This window comes from Streptomyces sp. NPDC046881 (genome assembly GCF_040645015.1).
Classification (GTDB): Bacteria; Actinomycetota; Actinomycetes; order Streptomycetales; family Streptomycetaceae; genus Streptomyces.
Genome location: NZ_JBEYXJ010000057.1, coordinates 1 through 16,308 on the forward strand (window position 1 = coordinate 1; position 16,308 = coordinate 16,308).

Here is a 16,308-nt window from a genome sequence, read left to right on the forward strand (position 1 = left end):
GACGAGTCGATCCGGTGCAACAAACGGTTAACAGCACATCGCCGAATGGCGAATCGGGCCCCGATCGCCGTGTGTAACAGCCTACCATGATCGCCCCGTCGGCGGCCTCGACCAGACCGGCGGCGGGCGTCGCGTCCTGGCGCAGCAGGGCCAGCAGGTGGGCGCGCAGCCCGGCGGAGGGCGCGGCGGGCGCCCCGGCGGGCAGCGGGTCGCCGCCGGCGCGGGCGAACCAGTACGTCTCCCCCGCCGGCGCCACCGCGTACCCGAACGCGGTGGCGCTGCCCCGCACCATGGTGATGGCGCCCTCCGGGCCGGGAGCGGGTGCGGTGCCGGTGTAGCCGTAGTACACCCGCTGGCCGGCGTATCCGGGGCGCACCGCGGGCCGGAGGAGCCGGCGTACGGTCGAGTTCAGTCCGTCGGCGCCGACGAGGACGTCCCCGGTGGCGGTGGTGCCGTCGGCGAAGCGGGCGGTGACGGCGTCCGGTCCGTCCGCCACGGAGACCAGGCGGGCGCCGTGACGCAGCCGGATGCCGCGCCGGACCGCCTCGCCCTGGAGCGCCGCGTTCAGTTCGCCGCGGCGCAGGCAGCGGTAGCGCAGGGCGGGGTCGTCGGCCTCGCCCAGCGGCTGGTGTGCGACCTCGGTGCCCCGGCTGTCCAGGAGCCGCAGCGAAGTCAGCGGAAAACCGACGGCCGTGACGGCGTGCGTCGCGCCCAGTTGGGCCAGCGCGCGCATGCCGTTGCTTGCCAGGGTGAGGAAGGCGCCGATGTCCTCGGCCGTGTCCGGGTGCGCCTCGAACACGGTCACGTCGATCCCGGCCTTGTGCAGCGCCAGGGCGGTCGCGGTCCCCGCGATGCCCCCACCGATCACCAGTACCCTCATCGCACCCGCTCCGCTCACCTGCCGCTCCCGGCGCCGCCCGTGGTCATGACCATCCAAGGGCAACGGGGGCTCTGCCGGGGCGGGTTCGGGGCGGGATTCGGACAGGGGCCGGCGAGGAGCACGGGCCGGGGCGGGGAGCTGTCGGCCGGTGGAGGTCCGGGGCGCCCGTCGAGGTCGCGACGCGGCTGCGTGCGGCGGGAGTTCGGGCGTGCGGCGGGAGTTCGGGCCGAGGTCGGGTGCGGGTCGTGCGTGCGGCGGGAGTCCGGGCCGGCGTTCGGGTGCGGGTCGTGCGTGCGGACGCCGCCGTGCGGCGGGCGGCCCACCGGCCCCTGGTGCGTGCGCCTCGCGCCACCGGTCCGCGTCGGGCTGCCGCGCGAGCCCGTCCTGAGGCGCGCTGACGGTGCGGCGTGCACCGGCACGCCCCCCGTGTCACGGGTCGCCGCCGCTGGAATGGGTACTCCACGGCTCATGCGGGTGAGCGTGGTGGATGCGGGTTCGAACACGGTCCGGTTGGTGATTGCAGACGTGGAGGGGGGTGTTCCGCTGCCGGTGCACACCGTCAAGTGGAAGCTCCGCCTGTCCGAGCAGGTCGGCCCGGACGGCACCATCGCCGACGAGGCGGTGGAGCAGCTGGTGAAGGCGGTGGCCGCGGCGGGCGCCACGGCCCGGCGGTGGCATGCGGCGGGCCCGCTGGCCTTCGCGACCGCCGTCGTCCGCAGCGCCCCGAACCGCCACGAGGTGCTGCAGCGGGTGGCGTCCGGCACCGGGATCCGCATGTGCACCCTGCCCGGCGAGACGGAGGCCGAGCTGACCTTCCTGGCGGCCCGCCGCTGGCTCGGCTGGAAGGCGGGCCCCCTCGCGCTCCTCGACATCGGCGGCGGCTCGCTGGAGGTGGCCTTCGGCCGGGGCCGGCTGCCCGACTTCGCCGCGTCGCTGCCGCTCGGTGCGAACCGGCTGACCCGGGAGTACCTGGGCGTCCAGGACCCGCCCGCGCCGGGCGAGCTGAAGGAGCTGCGCCGCCGTATCCGCCACGAGCTGCGGGACGTGGCCTCGCGGATCCGCTGGGAGGGTCCGCGCACCACCGCCGTCACCTCCCGGACGTTCCAGCAGCTGGCCCGGCTGTGCGGGGCCGCACCGGGACGGTACGGCCCGTTCGTGGAGCGGGAGTTGGCCTGCCGGGACCTGCGCGAGGCGATGCGCTCCCTCGCCGGACTGCCCGCCGCCGAACGCGCCCGGCTGCCCGGGATCTCCGCACCGCGCGCCGCCCAGAGCCTGGCCGGGGCGGTCGTCGGGCACACGGCGCTGAAGCTGATGGGCCTGCGCCGGGCCGTCGTCTGCCCCTGGGCGATCCGCGAGGGCGTGCTCCTGCGCTACGCCGAGGACGGCAGCGACTGGTGGACGGACGCCACGGGCGACACCGACATCCCCGCACCGTCCGTGGCGGCCACCCTGCGCATCGCCGGCCCGCCCGCGTGACCGGGGCGGCCCCGGCGGCCGCCCCCCTGTCGGCCCGCTGCCCGTCCCCGATGGCCGCGCCCCGGCTCAGGCCCTAGCGTCGGATCATGCAGTCGCCCCGCGGCACGCAGGCCGTGGACACCGTGCCCGGCCTGTCCGCCGGGCCGGTCGCGCTGGCCTGGCTGACGCAGTTCCTGGTGGGGACCGATCTCTTCGTGGTGGCGCCGCTGCTCCCGCACATCGCGGCGTCGTTCGCCGTGTCCGTGGCCGGCACCGGCCTGCTGGTCACGGCCTTCTCGATCGCGTACGTGGTGGCGTCGCCGTGCGCCGGCTGGCTCTCCGACCGCTGGGACCGCGCGTCGGTGCTGGTGGTGGCGCTGGTGCTGTTCTCCGCGGCCAACGTCGGCACCGCTCTGGCGCCGGGTTTCGGTGTGCTGCTGGTGGCCCGCGTGGTGGCCGGCCTCGCGGCCGCCGCGACCGGTCCCACGGTGTACGCCCTGGTCAGCACCCGCGCCCGGCCGCAGTCCCGGGCGCAGCTGCTGGCCGTCGTGGGATCGGGTCTGCTCACCGCCCTGTGGGTGGGCGCGCCGGCGGGGTCGCTGCTGGGGCGGTACGTGGGCTGGCGGTCCGCCTTCGTCATCCTGGCCGCGGGCACGTTCCTGCTGGCGTTCCCCCACGCGTTCGTCTGGCGGGCCCGTCCGGTACCGGTGGCCGCCACGGCGCCGGAGCCGGCCGGGCGGCCCGGTACGGGTGCGGCGGCGGAGCGGTCGGGGCGCCCCGGTACGGCCGTCGCGGTGTCCGCCGTCGCGGTGACGGCCCTGTGGGCCTTCTCCGTGTACGGCCTCTACACCTTCCTGGCCGTCGCGCTGCACTCCGACGGCAGGGCCGCCACCGTGCCGTGGCTGCTGGTCGCCTACGGCATCGGCGCCGTCGTCGGCGGGCAGCTGGGCGGCCGGTGCGCGGACCGGACCGATCCCGTGCGGGTGACCCGGTCGGCACTGGCGCTGACGGCGGTGCTGGAAGCCGTCGCGGCCCTGGTGTTCCCGCTCACCGGGGCGCTGGCCGGCGCCCTGGCCCTGTTCGCGCTCGCCGCCTACGCCTTCTTCCCAGCCCAGCAGCGCCACCTGGTCGACCTGTTCCCCGAGCGGGCGACCAGCCTGCTGTCGTGGAACAACAGCGCCCTGTTCGTGGGCCTGTCCCTGGCCGGCGCCGCCGGCGGGCAGATCGTGCACGCCCTGGGCTACCCCGCGCTGCTGTACATCGGCGCCGGTGCGGCGGTACCGGCGTGCCTGGTCGCCCGCGGCCGGCCGGCCCGGACCCTCGGGGGGAAGGAGCGGTCCTGAGGGAAGCGTCGGCCTCGACCCGCGCGGGCCTCGGCGTACCGCGGGCGCGCCACGTGGCGTGCCGTCCGGTTGACTGCGCGGGAACGCGAGGCGATCGCCGGCGTCTGCCACCGCCTGGGCCTCCTTCTGCGGGCACGCGCCGACAGCAGCCCAGCCCGGGCCGGCCGGTTCCCCACCGCGCCTGCTGCCCCGCCTCGGACGGGCGCGTCCTCTGCTACCGCGGACTCACCAGGGACGATCTCCTGTCGCCGGCCGCTGTCAGGGGAACGCAGCCGGACTCACGCCCCGTCGTGCCAGGTGGCGATACGGGTCACGGTGACCCCGACGGTGACCCGCTCCACGGCGTCGAAGGCGGCGAGGTGGGTGATGACGGCGGCCCCCACCCGGTCGTGGACGTTCTGGGCGACGTCCAGCGCCCGCCGGCCCGCGGCCAGGGTGCAGCGCACCTCGATGTGCCATCCCGAACCGCCCGGCGCCCGGTCGGCGCGGATACCCGCCTCGGGCGGTGTGTGGTACGGCGTGGTGTCCGTCAGGCTGGGCGCGGCGGCTGCCGCGAGGCGACGGGAGAGAGGGGGTTGCAGGCCCGTTACGCCGGGAACCGCGAGGGCCGCCTCGGCGGCGACGCCGAGGAGGGTCGTACGGATGACGGTCATGAAGGACCACCGCCGGGTGGGAGGAGCGGGTCCGGCTCCAGGACGTCGACCACGGTGATGTCCACGGCCGTCACGGCAAGGCCCAGGTCCTGCAGGGCCGAGTGGACGACCGATCGGCGTACCTGGTGGACCCGGTCGGGGAGCGGGCCGTCGAGAGCGGCGGCCAGGGTCATGGTCACCCGCACGTCGGTGCCTTCGCCTTCGGGTAGGAGCCGGCAGGTCGCTGCCCTGGCGCCGGGGACCGTGTCCGCGGCCTGCCGCAGCACCTTCGCCGCGGCGCTCTCCGAGATCTTCAGGTCCCGGACCGGATCGGCCAGGGGCAGCAGCCGCCCGAGCCGAACCTCCGCGCCGACGATCTTCATGACGCGGTCGACGAGCGCGTGGAGGCCGGGAGCCTCGGCGCGCAGCGCCCGGGTGGCCGCGTTCACCGTGGCCAGTCCCTCGACGGCCTCGCGGCAGTGCGGACAGGAGACGGTGTGCGGGTCCGCGGCCGGCGGCGCGTCCAGGGCCTGTTCCCAGACCTGGCTGAGCAGTCGGCCGCACGGCAGTACCTCATCGCCTGCGAGCGGGGGAATGCCGGCGGTTGCGCCGGCACGGGGCCCGTCGGCCCCGGGGGGTTCGGAAGGCCGCGCGTGCGGATCGTCTAGCGCCATGGGCCCATCGCCTCCTGCAGGGATCGGCGTGCCCTGAACAGTCTGCCCCGCACCGTTTGTTCGCTGGTCCGCGTCACGTGGGCGATCTCCTTGTAGGGCAGGCCCTGCACTTCTCTCAGGATCCAGCAGACCCGCTGGCCGGCTTCCAGTTCGGCGAGTGCGTGGGACAGGGCGGCGGCGGCCGCGTCGTGCTCGGCGGATCGGGCGGGCTGGCTCCAGGCGTCTTCCGCCGCGGGTTCGACGACGGTGTCCAGGGAGAGGGGCGGCGGTCGGCGCCGACGCATGGTCAGGCAGCGGTTGACGGTGATCCGGTACACCCAGGTGCGGAACTCCGCGCTGTGACGGTATTCCGGCAATCGCCGCCAGGCGCTGACGAAGGCGTCCTGAACCGCCTCCTCGGCGTCCTGGGGGTTGCCGAGCATACAGCGGGCCAGGGCAAGGAGGGATCGGCCGTGCCGCTGGACGAGAACGGCGAAGGAGTCCTCGTCCCCCTCGGCCGCCCGTACGGCCAGTAGCCGGTCGGGCAGGTCGCGTCCCGGGAGACCGCGATCCGGCGATGGGGATACAGCGCTTTCGATCATGGCGCCCCCACACACAAGGCTCGGATGATCCGAGTACCCGAGACGGTTGTTTGTGATGCACGTCACACTCGATGGGTGTGAGGACTCCGCCGCCCCGTATGTCCAACTTTTCGACGGACGCCACACCGGTGTCCGACCTATCGATCGAGGCGACCGCCATGACGGAGAACATCACCAGCGTCGGCGGGGGCGGCGGGCCGGATGCGGGCGTGAGCGCGCTGAAGGGCCGTACCGGAGCCGGGGCTCCGGCCGAGACACGGGGGAAGACCACCATCGCGGACGGCGTGGTGGCCAAGATCGCGGGTATGGCCGCCCGCGAGGTACCCGGCATCTTCAATCTGGGAGCGGGGATGGCCCGAGCCATCGGCGCCATGCGGGAACGCGTCCCTGGTGGAGGCGGAGGAGGAGCCGTCACGCGCGGAGTGAAGGTCGAGGTCGGCGAGCGCCAGGCCGCGCTGGACCTGGACGTCGTCGTCGAGTACGGCGTCTCCATCGTGGACGTCGCGGGCGGCGTACGCACCAATGTCATCAGCGCCGTGGAGCGGATGACGGGGCTGGAGGTCGTCGAGGTGAACATCGCCGTCGACGACGTCCATCTCCCCGACGAGGAGGAAGAGGCCGAACCGGACCAGGGTCGCGTGAGGTGATCCACCACCGCGTCCCGTGCGGGCGTGGGTGATTGCGCGGACGGCGACGTACGTCCGCGAGACGGGTGAGTGCATGATGAACGCAGCGACGACGGGCCTCGGGGCCGGCATAGCCTTGGGCTTCGCCGGTTACTTCGGTGGCTTCTGGGCATTTCTGCTGGTCCTCGTCCTGGGTGCGGCGGGGCTGATCGTCGGTCTCGTCGTGCAGGGTGACCTCGACGTCCGGACACGGAGGCAGCGGTGAAGACCCGGCCCGGTTCCCCCGGGAAGGGGTCCGACCCGCCGGCGCACACCACCGGCTTGCCGCCCCCTGCCGAGCGGGGCGCCACCGTCATCCCGGACAGGGTGGTCGCCCGCATCGCCGCCCAGGCCGCACGCACGGCCCAGTCACGGCGCGCCGCCGTACCCCCCGACCGGGGCGCCCCGGAGGCACCCGGCGCCTCCGCCGCCGTCCGAACCGGTTCGGTGCGCCTGCACCTGACCATGGATCTTCCGTACCCCACCGACATCCCCCGGGTGTGCGGGCGGATCCAGCAGGACGTCGCCGAGAAAGTGGCCGAGCTGACCGGCCTGCGGGTGAGAGAGGTCGTCCTCACCGTCCGGCGGCTGATGACCGCCGCCGACATGAGCCGGGGGCGGGTCCGGTGAGCGGCCACGCGGCCCGGCGCGCCGGATACGCCGTGCAGGAAGAAGCCTCGCGATGACACCCGACCCCGGTCCTCCCGGCCGCGACTCCGCGCCGTCCGCTTCGGACGCCACGGTGCCGCTGGAGAAGGAACCCGCACCACCCGGACGCGACGTGTCCGGCCCGGACCTCAGGTCCGGTGCGCGCGACGCGGGGCACCGGTCCCACCGGCCGTGGTCCGCGCGCCGCATCCCGGCGGCGCTGGTCGCCTCGGTGATCCTCGTCGCGGCGATCGCGGCGCTGGTCGACGTCATCGCCGTACGGGCAGGACGCCCGGCGGCGGCCTGGCGACGGCACCTGGCCGACGAACTGGCCACGCGCTCCGTGGACGACGTGTGGATGCTGACGGGAGCCGCCGTGGCCGCCGCCGTCGGCATCTGGCTGCTCGTCCTGGCCCTCAGCCCCGGTCTGCGCCACTGGCTGCCCCAGCGCTCCCCCGCCGACTGCCCACGGCTGCGGGCCTCCTTGGACCGCGACGGTGCCGCCGGCCTGCTGCGTGACGCCGCCATGCGGGTCCCCGGAGTCGGCGCGGCGCGCATCCGAGTGGGCCGTCACCGCATCACAGCCCACACGGACGTCCGCTTCCGCGACCCCCGACAGGTGAAGGACGACCTCAAGGCCGTCCTCGACGAGGAACGCGACCGACTGGCCCTCGCCCGTCCTCCCCGCATCGTCGTACGAGTGCGGCAACGCACCGGCTGACCGAGAAACCTCCAGCATCGGAGCCCGCGCCATGACACAGCGATCCGCCCTCAACCGCAGTCTGCTCGCCCTCTCCGGACTGGTCCTGCTCGGTGGCGGACTGCTGATCCTCTTCGCCGGGCTCGACCTCTACCGGCCACACGGTCTGATCCCTCCCACGGGCTGGCCCCTGGTCACCCCGGACGACGTCCTGATCGGCGCCGCCGACCGGGCCCGCTGGAGCAGCCAGGGCTGGTGGTGGTGGCCCGCGGTCATCGCCGCCCTCGTCCTCGCCGCCGTGCTCGCCCTGTGGTGGCTGCTCGCCCAGCTGAGCCGACGCCGCCCCGGTGCGTTGTCCGTCGGCGGCACACCACCGCAGGAGGGCGTCGAACTGCGCGACCGCGCACTCAGCGACGCGATCGCGAGCGAAGCCGGCGTCCTGCCGGGGGTCGAGCATGCGGCCGTACGCATCACCGGCCGGCCCGCCCACCCCCGCACCCACGTCAGGCTCACCCTCACCCCGGAGGCCGCGCCCGGCGCCACTCTCGGTGCCCTCTGCGAGGGCCCGCTCAGCACCGCTCGTCGCTCCACCGGCCGCCCTGACACACCCACCGAGGTCCGCCTCCAGGTCGTCCGCCACAAACCACACCGCGTGGAGTAGGAAGGAGGAAGGAGGGGACCGACCGTGGCAAGCCCGGTCAGGCGGAAGCGGCGGATTTCGGCCCCGCGATGACGGGCGGTGAGCGGCAGGGGTCTGGGGGGAGACACGATCCCCATACCGGCGTCTGCCGCCGCCCCGAGGCCGGCGCCATGCGCTCGACCGCCACCCCGAAGTGCACCCTCCTGAGTGCCGAACGAGACGGCGCCTAAAGACGGACGGCGATCAGCGCGATGTCGTCCCGCGCGCCGCCGCTGACCCCCAGGCGGGCCAGCATCGCGTCCGCGAGGCGCTCTGCGCCGAGGTGGGCGGAGTGGGACAGGGCCTCGCACAGGAGGCGCAGGCCCACGTCGATGTCCTCGTCCCGGCGCTCGATGAGCCCGTCGCTGTACAGCACGAGGGTGTCGCCGACGGCGTAGGGCAGCCGTGCCTCGGTCCGGGGGACGTGTTCGACGTGCGCCCCGAGGGGCGGGTCGGTGGCCCGGTCGAGCAGCTCACAGGTGCCGTCGGTGTGCAGCAGCACCGGCGGCGGGTGTCCGGCGCTGCTGTAGCAGATCTCGCGTTCCTCGGCGTGGACCACCGCGTTGACCGCGGTGGTGGTGAGCGCCCCCTCCACGCAGAGGGCGTACCGGCACAGCACCTCCAGCGCCTGCGCGGGTTCCTCGACGGTCCGGGTGACCGCGCTCAGCGCGCTGCGGAGCATGCCCATGACGGCAGCGGCCGCCAGGCCGTGGCCGACGACGTCGCCGACGGCCACCGCGAAGCAGCCGTCGGGCAGATCGATCACGTCGTACCAGTCGCCGCACACGTTGAGCGAGCCCACGGCGGGCAGGTACCGCACCGCGATGTCGGGGTGCCGGACCAGATCCGGAGAGGTGAGCATCGCCTCCTGCAGGGTGACGGCGACCTGGCGCTCACGGGCATGGGCCAGGCGCAGCTCCTCGTTGAGGCTCTGCAGCTCCTTGGCCCGGGAGAACAGCTCCGCCTCCAGAACCTCCTGAGCCGCGGATCCCTGCGGTTCCTCCGGTTTCTCCGGCTCCTCCGATGCGGTCCTGCTCCCCGGGGCCGGCCGCTCGTCGCGCGCCGCGACCCGGCGGGAGCGGCGGGAGCGGACGAACTCCGTCACGTCCTCGACGCGGTGGATGATCCAGGCGACGGTCCCGTCGGGGCCGATGACCGGGGTGTTGATCGGGGACCACCAGCGCTCCTCGAACGCGCCCGGCCGGTCCACGACCGGGATGTCGTACTTCTGCAGCGCCATCGTGTCGCGTTCCCGGGCGGCCAGGACCCGGTGCAGGGAGGCGCTCAGGTTTCGCACGCCGTCCGCGTCGGGGTCCGCCGGGTTGTCGGGGAAGGCCTCGAAGAGGTACGTCCCGACCAGGTCCTCCCGGGTCCGCCGGGTCGCGTGGAGGTAGGCGTCGTTGACGTCGACGATCACGAGGTCCGGGCCGAGGACGAGGTAGGGGCTCGGTGTGGCGGCGAACAGTGCCGCGTAGTCGATCCGTGCCGCGATCTCCATGGCTACTGCCCGCCGTCCCGGGCCCGTGGGAGTCCCACCTCTCAATGTACGGGTCGGCGGAGGCCACGCACCCGGGCACGACCGCCACGGCGAACGGACGGCGGTGGCGGAGCCGCGGCCGCGTGTGCGCAGGGTGCCCGCCGTCCGCGGCAGCCGGTCGATCGCGTGCGCGCAGGTGCCCACCATCCACATCAACCGGTCGATCGCGTGCGCGCAGGTGCCCACCATCCGCGACAACCCGTCGACCGCATGCGCGCAGGACGCCCACCATCCGCGACAACCCGTCGACCGCATGCGCGCAGGACGCCCACCATCCGCGACAACCCGTCGACCGCATGGTCGGCCGGCTCGCGCAGCGCCGGGCATGCCGGCATCGGGCCCCGCAGGCCGCGGGCCGGCCGCCGCGAGAGCCGGGGGGCCGGTGCCACCGGGTGCGGGCGGGCCGCGGACCCCACGGCGACCCGGAGTTCGGTGGCGGCGACCCGGAGTTCGGTGGCGGCGACCCGGAGCGGTGCCGACGGCCCGGGTCCGCAGCAGGCCCGGAGCGCGCGAGACGGCACGCGTCCCGTCAGGGGCGCCGTCCCAGCCGGCCCGTGCCCGGCGCGAGGTCCTGGGTGCCGATCACCGACAGCAGTTCCAGCTGGGCGGCCCCCTCGCTGCCCGGCGGGGCGCTGAACCACAGCAGGCGCTGCCGTCCGTCCTCGCTGAACAGGTTGTGGCAGTCCACTTCGACGACGCCGAGCGAGGGGTGGACGATCCGCTTGTGGTCGGTGCGGCGCAGGGCCACGTCCCGCTGCTCCCACAGCGCGGCGAACTCCTCGCTGCGCCGGCGCAGTGCGGCCACCAGCCGGGCGACGTCGGGATCCTTGGCGCGCCGGGCGGCGACGGCCTGGAGGTCGGCGGTGAACACCCGGGAGTGGTGCGGGTGGTCCTCGGCCGGGTGCAGCGCGCGGGCGGCGGGATCGGTGAACCAGCGGTACACGAAGCTCGCTTCGAGCCCGCGCCCGACCGGGGCCGGACCGAGGAGCGCGACGGCGAGGGGGTTCTGCGCGAGGGGTTCGTGCAGGTCGGTGATGATCTGGGCCGGGGTGGTGACGAGCCGGTCCAGCAGGCCGAGCAGGGCGGGCTGGGCGTGCGCGGCGGGGCCGTGGGCGACGGCCGGGAGCGGGCGTTCGGCGAGATGGAAGAGGTGGTCGCGTTCGTCGCCGCTCAGCCGGAGCGCCCGGGCGAGGGCGGCCAGGACCTGCGCGGAGGGCTGGGCGCCGCGGCCCCGTTCGAGTTCCGTGTAGTAGTCGGCGGACAGCCCGGCCAGCTGGGCGACCTCCTCGCGTCTGAGGCCCGGCACCCGGCGGCGGGGGCCCGCGGTCAGGCCGACGTCGGCGGGGCGGACCCGGTCGCGCCGGGACTTGAGGAATGCGGCCAGCTCCGAGTGGTTCACGCCCCCCATGGTCACGCCTGCGACCGCGCGGAGCCAGGGGTTGCCGACCCCAGGGTGAGGACAGCCCTGGCCGGCGTCCGGGCCGGGGCCGAGGCTGGAGGCACGACGTCCCGCCCCCTCTGGTCACAGGAGTTTCCATGTCCGCTCAGGCAGTCCCCGCACAGCCCCGCGTCGCCGTCGTCACCGGCGGTTCCCGCGGGATCGGCCGCGAGACGGTCACGCGGCTCGCCGCCGACGGCTACGCCGTGGTGGTCGGCTACGCGGGCCACCGCGAAGGGGCCGAGGCAGCCGTCGAGGAGGTCACCTCGGCGGGCGGCAGCGCGCTCGCCGTCCGCGCCGACGTGGCCGACGAGCAGCAGGTCGCCGCGCTGTTCGAGGCCGCGACGGCCGAGTACGGCGGTGTCGACGCCGTCGTGCACACGGCGGGCCGGATGTATCTGGCGCCGATCGCCGAGCTGGACCTCGCGGAGCTGGACGCGCTGCACCGCACCAACGTCCGCGGGACCTTCGTGGTGGCCCGGGAGGCCGCCCGGCGGTTGCGCCGGGGCGGGGCGCTGATCACGTTCTCCACGTCCGTGGTGGGCCTGGCGTTCCCGGGCTACGGCGCCTACAGCGCGAGCAAGGGCGCGGTCGAGGCGCTGACCCTGGTGCTGGCGCGTGAGCTGCGCGGCCGGGACGTCACCGTGAACGCCGTGGCCCCCGGCCCGACGGCGACCGAGCTGTTCCTGGAGGGCAAGGACGAGGAGACCGTCGCCCGCCTGGCCGCCCAGCCGCCGCTGGAGCGCCTGGGCACGCCGGCCGACATCGCCGAGGTGGTGGCGTTCCTCGCCTCCCCGGCCGGCCACTGGGTCAACGGCCAGGTGGTCCGCGCCAACGGCGGGATCATCTGACCCCCGCCCGACCGGGCCGCATCGAGCGACCCGGTCGACGGCGAGCGCGGTATTGACATGAACCTGCATCCACCCCGAGGCTTCGTGCGTGAAGTTGCTCGATCGGCGCTCGTTTCAAGCGTTTCCGAGCAATACAGCCGCAAGAACAGTCAGTCCGCGAAGGTGCGAGGGGAGCTGTTCCGCCGTGCGAAGACTCCGACACCGTGTGCCGTGGCCGGCCTGGATACCGCTGGCGATGGCGAGCGTCCTGGCCGGGACCGCGCTCGCCGCCCCGGCCCGGGCCGCCGCCCCGGCGGCCGGCGCCGTCCTGGATCCGGCACACAGCAGCGTCAGCTGGCAGAGCCCGGTCTACGCCAAGGGCACCGGCGGCGGGCCCGAGACCTGCCCCGACGCCGCCACCGACCCCGGCGGCACGGTCTGCGCCCGCTTCGACCTGACGGTCTCGGTGCCGGACGGCTACTGGGACGACAACCCCGAGGGCGGCATCCCCCTGTCCGTCAGGTGGGAACACCCCTCGGACGACTTCGACCTGTACGTCTACGACGACCACGGCAAGCAGGTGGCCTCCAGCGCGGGTACCGCGGACCCCGAGGCCACGGTGATCCCGCGGGCCTCGGGCACCTACCACGTGCTCGTGGTGCCGTACGACGTGCACGACGGCTCCTTCACCGGCACCGCCTATCTGCCCGCGACCACGGACGCCGGGGACCTCACGGCGTTCTCCGGCGGCGACGGCAGCTACACCGTCGCGGCCGGGCCACTGACCGCACGGGCCGACTTCCTGACGGGAGGCCGGCTGCGGCTGCAGGCCGATCCGTCCGGCGCGCTGAGCGATCCGGCCGGCACCGCCATCGTGCGCGAGCAGCCGGCGCTCCAGCGGCACACCTCGTCCTTCGACGCCGGGGACTACTACGGCATCCGCTCGCCGGAGGCCGTGCTGCGGGTGTACAAGAAGCCGCTGCGGTTCGGCCTGTACCGGCCCGACAACCGCACCCGGATCTGGCAGGAGGACAAGCCGCTGCGCTGGTCGACCGGCGGGATGCGGCAGAGCCTCGCGCGGGGCGCGGACGAGCAGTTCTTCGGCGGCGGCGAGCAGAACGGCAGCTTCTCGCACCGCGGCCGGACCATGTACGTGGCCAACAGCTTCGACTGGAACGAGGGCGGCTACAACAACTCGCAGCCGTTCTACCTCTCCAGCGCGGGCTACGGCGTCTTCCGCAACACCTTCGCGCCGGGCGTGTACACCTTCGGTTCGCCGGTGACGACCGGGCAGCAGGAACGGCGCCTGGACGCCTACTACTTCCTCGGCGACGCCAAGCAGGTGATCGGCAAGTACACGGCGTTGGTCGGCAGGCCCTTCATGCCGCCGGTGTACGGCCTCGAACCGGGCGACTCCGACTGCTACCTGCACAACGCCAACCGGGGCGAGCGGCACACCCTGGACGCGCTGAAGATCGCCGACGGCTACACCGAACACCGGATGCCGCTCGGCTGGATGCTGGTCAACGACGGGTACGGCTGCGGGTACGAGAACCTGGAGCAGACCGCCAAGGGCCTCCAGGACCACCACGCCCAGCTCGGCCTGTGGACGCAGGACGGCATCGACAGGCTGGCCGACCAGGTCGAGGCAGGACAGCGGGTGGCCAAGCTGGACGTGGCCTGGGTCGGCAACGGCTACAAGTTCGCGCTCGACGCCTGCGACGCCGCCAAGAAGGGGATCGAGGACCACAGCGACGCCCGCGGTTTCGTGTGGCTGCCGGTGTCCTGGGCGGGCGCCCAGCGCTGCGGGGTGCTGTGGAGCGGCGACCAGAAGCTGTCCTGGGACTACATCCGCTGGCAGATCCCGACGTACGCCGGGGCGACGATGTCCGGCATCGCCTACAACACCGGTGACATCGGCAGCATCTACCGCCACGACGCCGAGATGTACACCCGCGACCTCCAGTGGAAGGCGTTCCTGCCGGCCGTCATGACGATGGACGGCTGGGCGAGCGACCTCACCACCGGCAAGCCCGCCGACCAGCAGCCGTGGCGGGACGGCGAGCCGTACACCTCGGTCAACCGCACCTACCTCCAGCTGAAGGAGCGGCTGCTGCCGTACATGTACACGCTGTCCGCACAGGCCGCGAAGACGGGCGTGGGCGCGGTGCGCCCGCTGTGGCTGGAGTACCCGGACGACCCGAACACCCTGGGCGCGCAGGCGAAGTACGAGTTCCTGTCCGGCCCGGACTTCCTCGTCGCGCCGGTCTACGAGGACTCGGACACCCGCGACGGCATCTATCTGCCGAAGGGCACCTGGACCGACTACCGGACCGGCCGCACCTACCGGGGCCCGACCACGCTGAACGGCTACCACTCCCCGCTGGACACCCTCCCGCTGTTCGTGCGCGAGGGCGCGATCGTGCCCATGTGGCCGAAGGGGACCACGAGTTGGCAGACCCGCGACCGGCACGAACTGGACTGGGACCTGTACCCGGCCGCGCACGGCACCGGTCGCTACACGCTGTACGAGGACGACGGCGTGACCCGTGACTTCGCCCGGGGCGCGGCGGCCACGCAGCGGGTGTCGGTGCGGGCCGACGCCCGGGGCACGACCGTGACGGTCGGCGCGAGCAGGGGCGACTACGCGGGCAAGCCGGACGCCCGGACGTACCGGTTCACCGTGCACGGCGGCACCGCGCCCGCGCGGATCCTGCTCGACGGGCGCCGACTGCCGGACAGCGCATGGTCGTACGACGCCGGCACCCACGTCACCACCGTCAGCACGCCGAGTCTGCCGCTCGACCGCGGGTTCACCGTGCGGCTGGCCGACCCAAGGTAAAGGAATCGTATGGTCTAGTCCAAAGTGAGCTTTGGTCTAGTCCAACTTATTGACGTGACCGCAACAGCTCCCGGAGGGTGGGGCTCCCCGCTCTGGGGTCCCCACCTCTGGAGGCACACGTGAGACGTCTTCGGGCATGTCTGAGCGCGGCGGCGGCCGTCACCCTCGCCGCCGCCGGCAGCACCGCGCTGGTCGCGGGCAACGCCTCGGGCGCGACCAGCGCGTTGAGCGACCGCTGGTACGCCGCCGCCCCCTATCTGATGCCGCTGGACAACGACCCGCCGGACGCGGCCGCCATCATGGACGCCACCGGCCTGAAGGCGTTCCAGCTGGCGTTCGTCCTCGCCCCCGACGGCGGCGGCTGCACGCCGACCTGGGGCGGCACGGCACCGGTCGCCTCGGACACCGCCGTCCAGTCGGTGATCGGCGCCATCCGCGCCAAGGGCGGCGACGTCTCCGTCTCCATCGGCGGCTACGGCGGCACCAAGCTCGGCCAGGCCTGCGCCGATCCGGCGTCCACGGCGGCGGCCTACCAGCAGGTCATCACCAAGTACGGGCTGCACGCCATCGACTTCGACCTGGAGGAGCCGGAGTACGAGAACAGTGCGGCGATCCGCAACGAGATCGGCGCCGCCAAGATCCTGCAGCAGAACAACCCGGGGCTGTACGTCTCCGTGACCACGGCCGGCACGGCGGACGGCACCGGCTGGTTCGGCAAGCAGATGCTGCTGGAGGCCAAGGCGCAGGGCTTCACCCCGAACAACTTCTCCATCATGCCGTTCGACGGCGGCTTCAACGGCGCGGCGAGCCAGACCGGTGCGCTCACCAACTTCAACTCCGTCCTCCGGTCCACGTTCGGCTGGGACGAGGCGACCGCCTACGCCCACGAGGGCTTCTCCGGCATGAACGGCCGCAGCGACACCGGCGAGTACTTCACGCAGGCCGACTTCCAGACCGTGCTGGACTACGCCACGAGCCACCACATGGACCGGTTCACCTTCTGGTCGCTGAACCGCGACCGGCAGTGCACGCCGGCCGACAACGGCGGCCGCACCTCCGGCACCTGTTCGAGCGTGCCCCAGAGCGCGTGGGACTTCGCCGCGTACTCGGTGAAGTTCGCCGGGGCCACCCCGCCGAGCACGACACCCACCCCCACGCCGACGCCCACCCCGACACCGGCCTCCTGCAAGCCGGCCCGGAGTGCGAGCGCGGTGTACACGCAGGGCAACGAGGTCTCGTACGGCAAGCACAACTGGAAGGCGAAGTGGTGGACCCAGAACGAGGCGCCCGGCGCCTCGCAGTGGGGTCCCTGGCAGGACGAGGGCGCCTGCTGACGCTGCCGGCACTCTTGACGTGTCTGGTTCAGACCTTTAGCTTCTCGGGTCATCGACGACCAAGGATGCG

15 protein-coding genes and 1 pseudogene are annotated in these 16,308 nt (G+C 73.7%); 10 read left to right on the forward strand and 6 right to left on the reverse strand.

The window, feature by feature from the left end; translation table 11 throughout:
* Window positions 1-880 (reverse strand): FAD-dependent oxidoreductase (locus tag ABZ923_RS24775; protein WP_361475518.1); only part of this gene is annotated, 880 nt, incomplete at its 3' end.
* Window positions 881-1,348: 468 nt separating this feature from the next.
* On the opposite strand from ABZ923_RS24775, the gene ABZ923_RS24780 reads away from it, so the two are divergent.
* Together ABZ923_RS24780 and ABZ923_RS24785 are read left to right on the forward strand one after the other, a co-directional pair.
* Window positions 1,349-2,356: a Ppx/GppA family phosphatase gene (locus ABZ923_RS24780; RefSeq protein ID WP_361475520.1), complete on the forward strand. Its 1,008-nt coding sequence runs from the start codon at window positions 1,349-1,351 to the stop codon at window positions 2,354-2,356.
* Window positions 2,357-2,442: 86 nt separating this feature from the next.
* Window positions 2,443-3,678: an MFS transporter gene (locus tag ABZ923_RS24785; protein ID WP_361475522.1), complete on the forward strand. Its 1,236-nt coding sequence runs from the start codon at window positions 2,443-2,445 to the stop codon at window positions 3,676-3,678.
* 278 nt (window positions 3,679-3,956) lie between these two features.
* Here ABZ923_RS24785 and ABZ923_RS24790 read toward each other — a convergent pair whose 3' ends face one another.
* Genes ABZ923_RS24790 through ABZ923_RS24800 form a run of 3 tightly spaced genes read right to left on the reverse strand, consistent with a single transcriptional unit; the run spans window position 3,957 to window position 5,565 of the window.
* On the reverse strand, window positions 3,957-4,331 hold the full coding sequence (locus tag ABZ923_RS24790; RefSeq protein WP_361475524.1) for a hypothetical protein: 375 nt from the start codon (window positions 4,329-4,331) through the stop codon (window positions 3,957-3,959).
* The gene (locus tag ABZ923_RS24795; RefSeq protein WP_361475526.1) at window positions 4,328-4,984 is read right to left on the reverse strand and encodes a hypothetical protein; all 657 of its coding nucleotides are present in this window, start codon (window positions 4,982-4,984) and stop codon (window positions 4,328-4,330) included. Before ABZ923_RS24795 ends, ABZ923_RS24790 begins: the two co-directional genes overlap by 4 nt.
* Window positions 4,975-5,565: a sigma-70 family RNA polymerase sigma factor gene (locus ABZ923_RS24800; protein ID WP_361475528.1), complete on the reverse strand. Its 591-nt coding sequence runs from the start codon at window positions 5,563-5,565 to the stop codon at window positions 4,975-4,977. The genes ABZ923_RS24795 and ABZ923_RS24800 overlap by 10 nt, the downstream gene beginning before the upstream one ends.
* Window positions 5,566-5,723: 158 nt before the next feature.
* Here ABZ923_RS24800 and ABZ923_RS24805 point away from each other — a divergent pair, with 158 nt between their 5' ends.
* From ABZ923_RS24805 to ABZ923_RS24825, 5 genes are all read left to right on the forward strand, one after another.
* Window positions 5,724-6,212 (forward strand): Asp23/Gls24 family envelope stress response protein, encoded by a 489-nt coding sequence (locus ABZ923_RS24805; protein ID WP_361475530.1) that lies wholly within the window; start codon window positions 5,724-5,726, stop codon window positions 6,210-6,212.
* A 73-nt stretch (window positions 6,213-6,285) separates the two neighbouring features.
* Window positions 6,286-6,456 (forward strand): hypothetical protein, encoded by a 171-nt coding sequence (locus ABZ923_RS24810; protein WP_361475608.1) that lies wholly within the window; start codon window positions 6,286-6,288, stop codon window positions 6,454-6,456.
* Complete coding sequence (locus ABZ923_RS24815) at window positions 6,453-6,860, forward strand: Asp23/Gls24 family envelope stress response protein (RefSeq protein ID WP_361475532.1); 408 nt, start codon at window positions 6,453-6,455, stop codon at window positions 6,858-6,860. The genes ABZ923_RS24810 and ABZ923_RS24815 overlap by 4 nt, the downstream gene beginning before the upstream one ends.
* A 52-nt stretch (window positions 6,861-6,912) precedes the next feature.
* Window positions 6,913-7,599 (forward strand): DUF6286 domain-containing protein, encoded by a 687-nt coding sequence (locus tag ABZ923_RS24820; RefSeq protein WP_361475534.1) that lies wholly within the window; start codon window positions 6,913-6,915, stop codon window positions 7,597-7,599.
* A gap of 31 nt (window positions 7,600-7,630) precedes the next feature.
* Window positions 7,631-8,239: an alkaline shock response membrane anchor protein AmaP gene (locus tag ABZ923_RS24825; RefSeq protein ID WP_361475536.1), complete on the forward strand. Its 609-nt coding sequence runs from the start codon at window positions 7,631-7,633 to the stop codon at window positions 8,237-8,239.
* A 205-nt stretch (window positions 8,240-8,444) separates the two neighbouring features.
* On the opposite strand, the gene ABZ923_RS24830 is transcribed toward ABZ923_RS24825, so the two are convergent.
* On the reverse strand, window positions 8,445-9,749 hold the full coding sequence (locus ABZ923_RS24830) for a SpoIIE family protein phosphatase (RefSeq protein WP_361475604.1): 1,305 nt from the start codon (window positions 9,747-9,749) through the stop codon (window positions 8,445-8,447).
* Window positions 9,750-10,323: 574 nt separating this feature from the next.
* The gene (locus ABZ923_RS24835; protein ID WP_361475538.1) at window positions 10,324-11,193 is read right to left on the reverse strand and encodes a helix-turn-helix transcriptional regulator; all 870 of its coding nucleotides are present in this window, start codon (window positions 11,191-11,193) and stop codon (window positions 10,324-10,326) included.
* Between the two features lie 137 nt (window positions 11,194-11,330).
* Between ABZ923_RS24835 and ABZ923_RS24840 the strand changes: the two genes are divergently transcribed.
* The 3 genes and pseudogenes from ABZ923_RS24840 (at window position 11,331) to ABZ923_RS24850 (ending at window position 16,238) form a co-directional block, all read left to right on the forward strand.
* Entirely contained in the window at window positions 11,331-12,083 is a 753-nt protein-coding gene (locus ABZ923_RS24840; protein ID WP_361475540.1) for an SDR family oxidoreductase, read from the forward strand.
* A 739-nt stretch (window positions 12,084-12,822) separates the two neighbouring features.
* Window positions 12,823-14,808, forward strand: a pseudogene (locus ABZ923_RS24845) (TIM-barrel domain-containing protein); the annotation flags it as partial.
* A 215-nt stretch (window positions 14,809-15,023) separates the two neighbouring features.
* Entirely contained in the window at window positions 15,024-16,238 is a 1,215-nt protein-coding gene (locus ABZ923_RS24850) for a chitinase (RefSeq protein ID WP_361475542.1), read from the forward strand.
* Window positions 16,239-16,308: the final 70 nt, after the last annotated feature.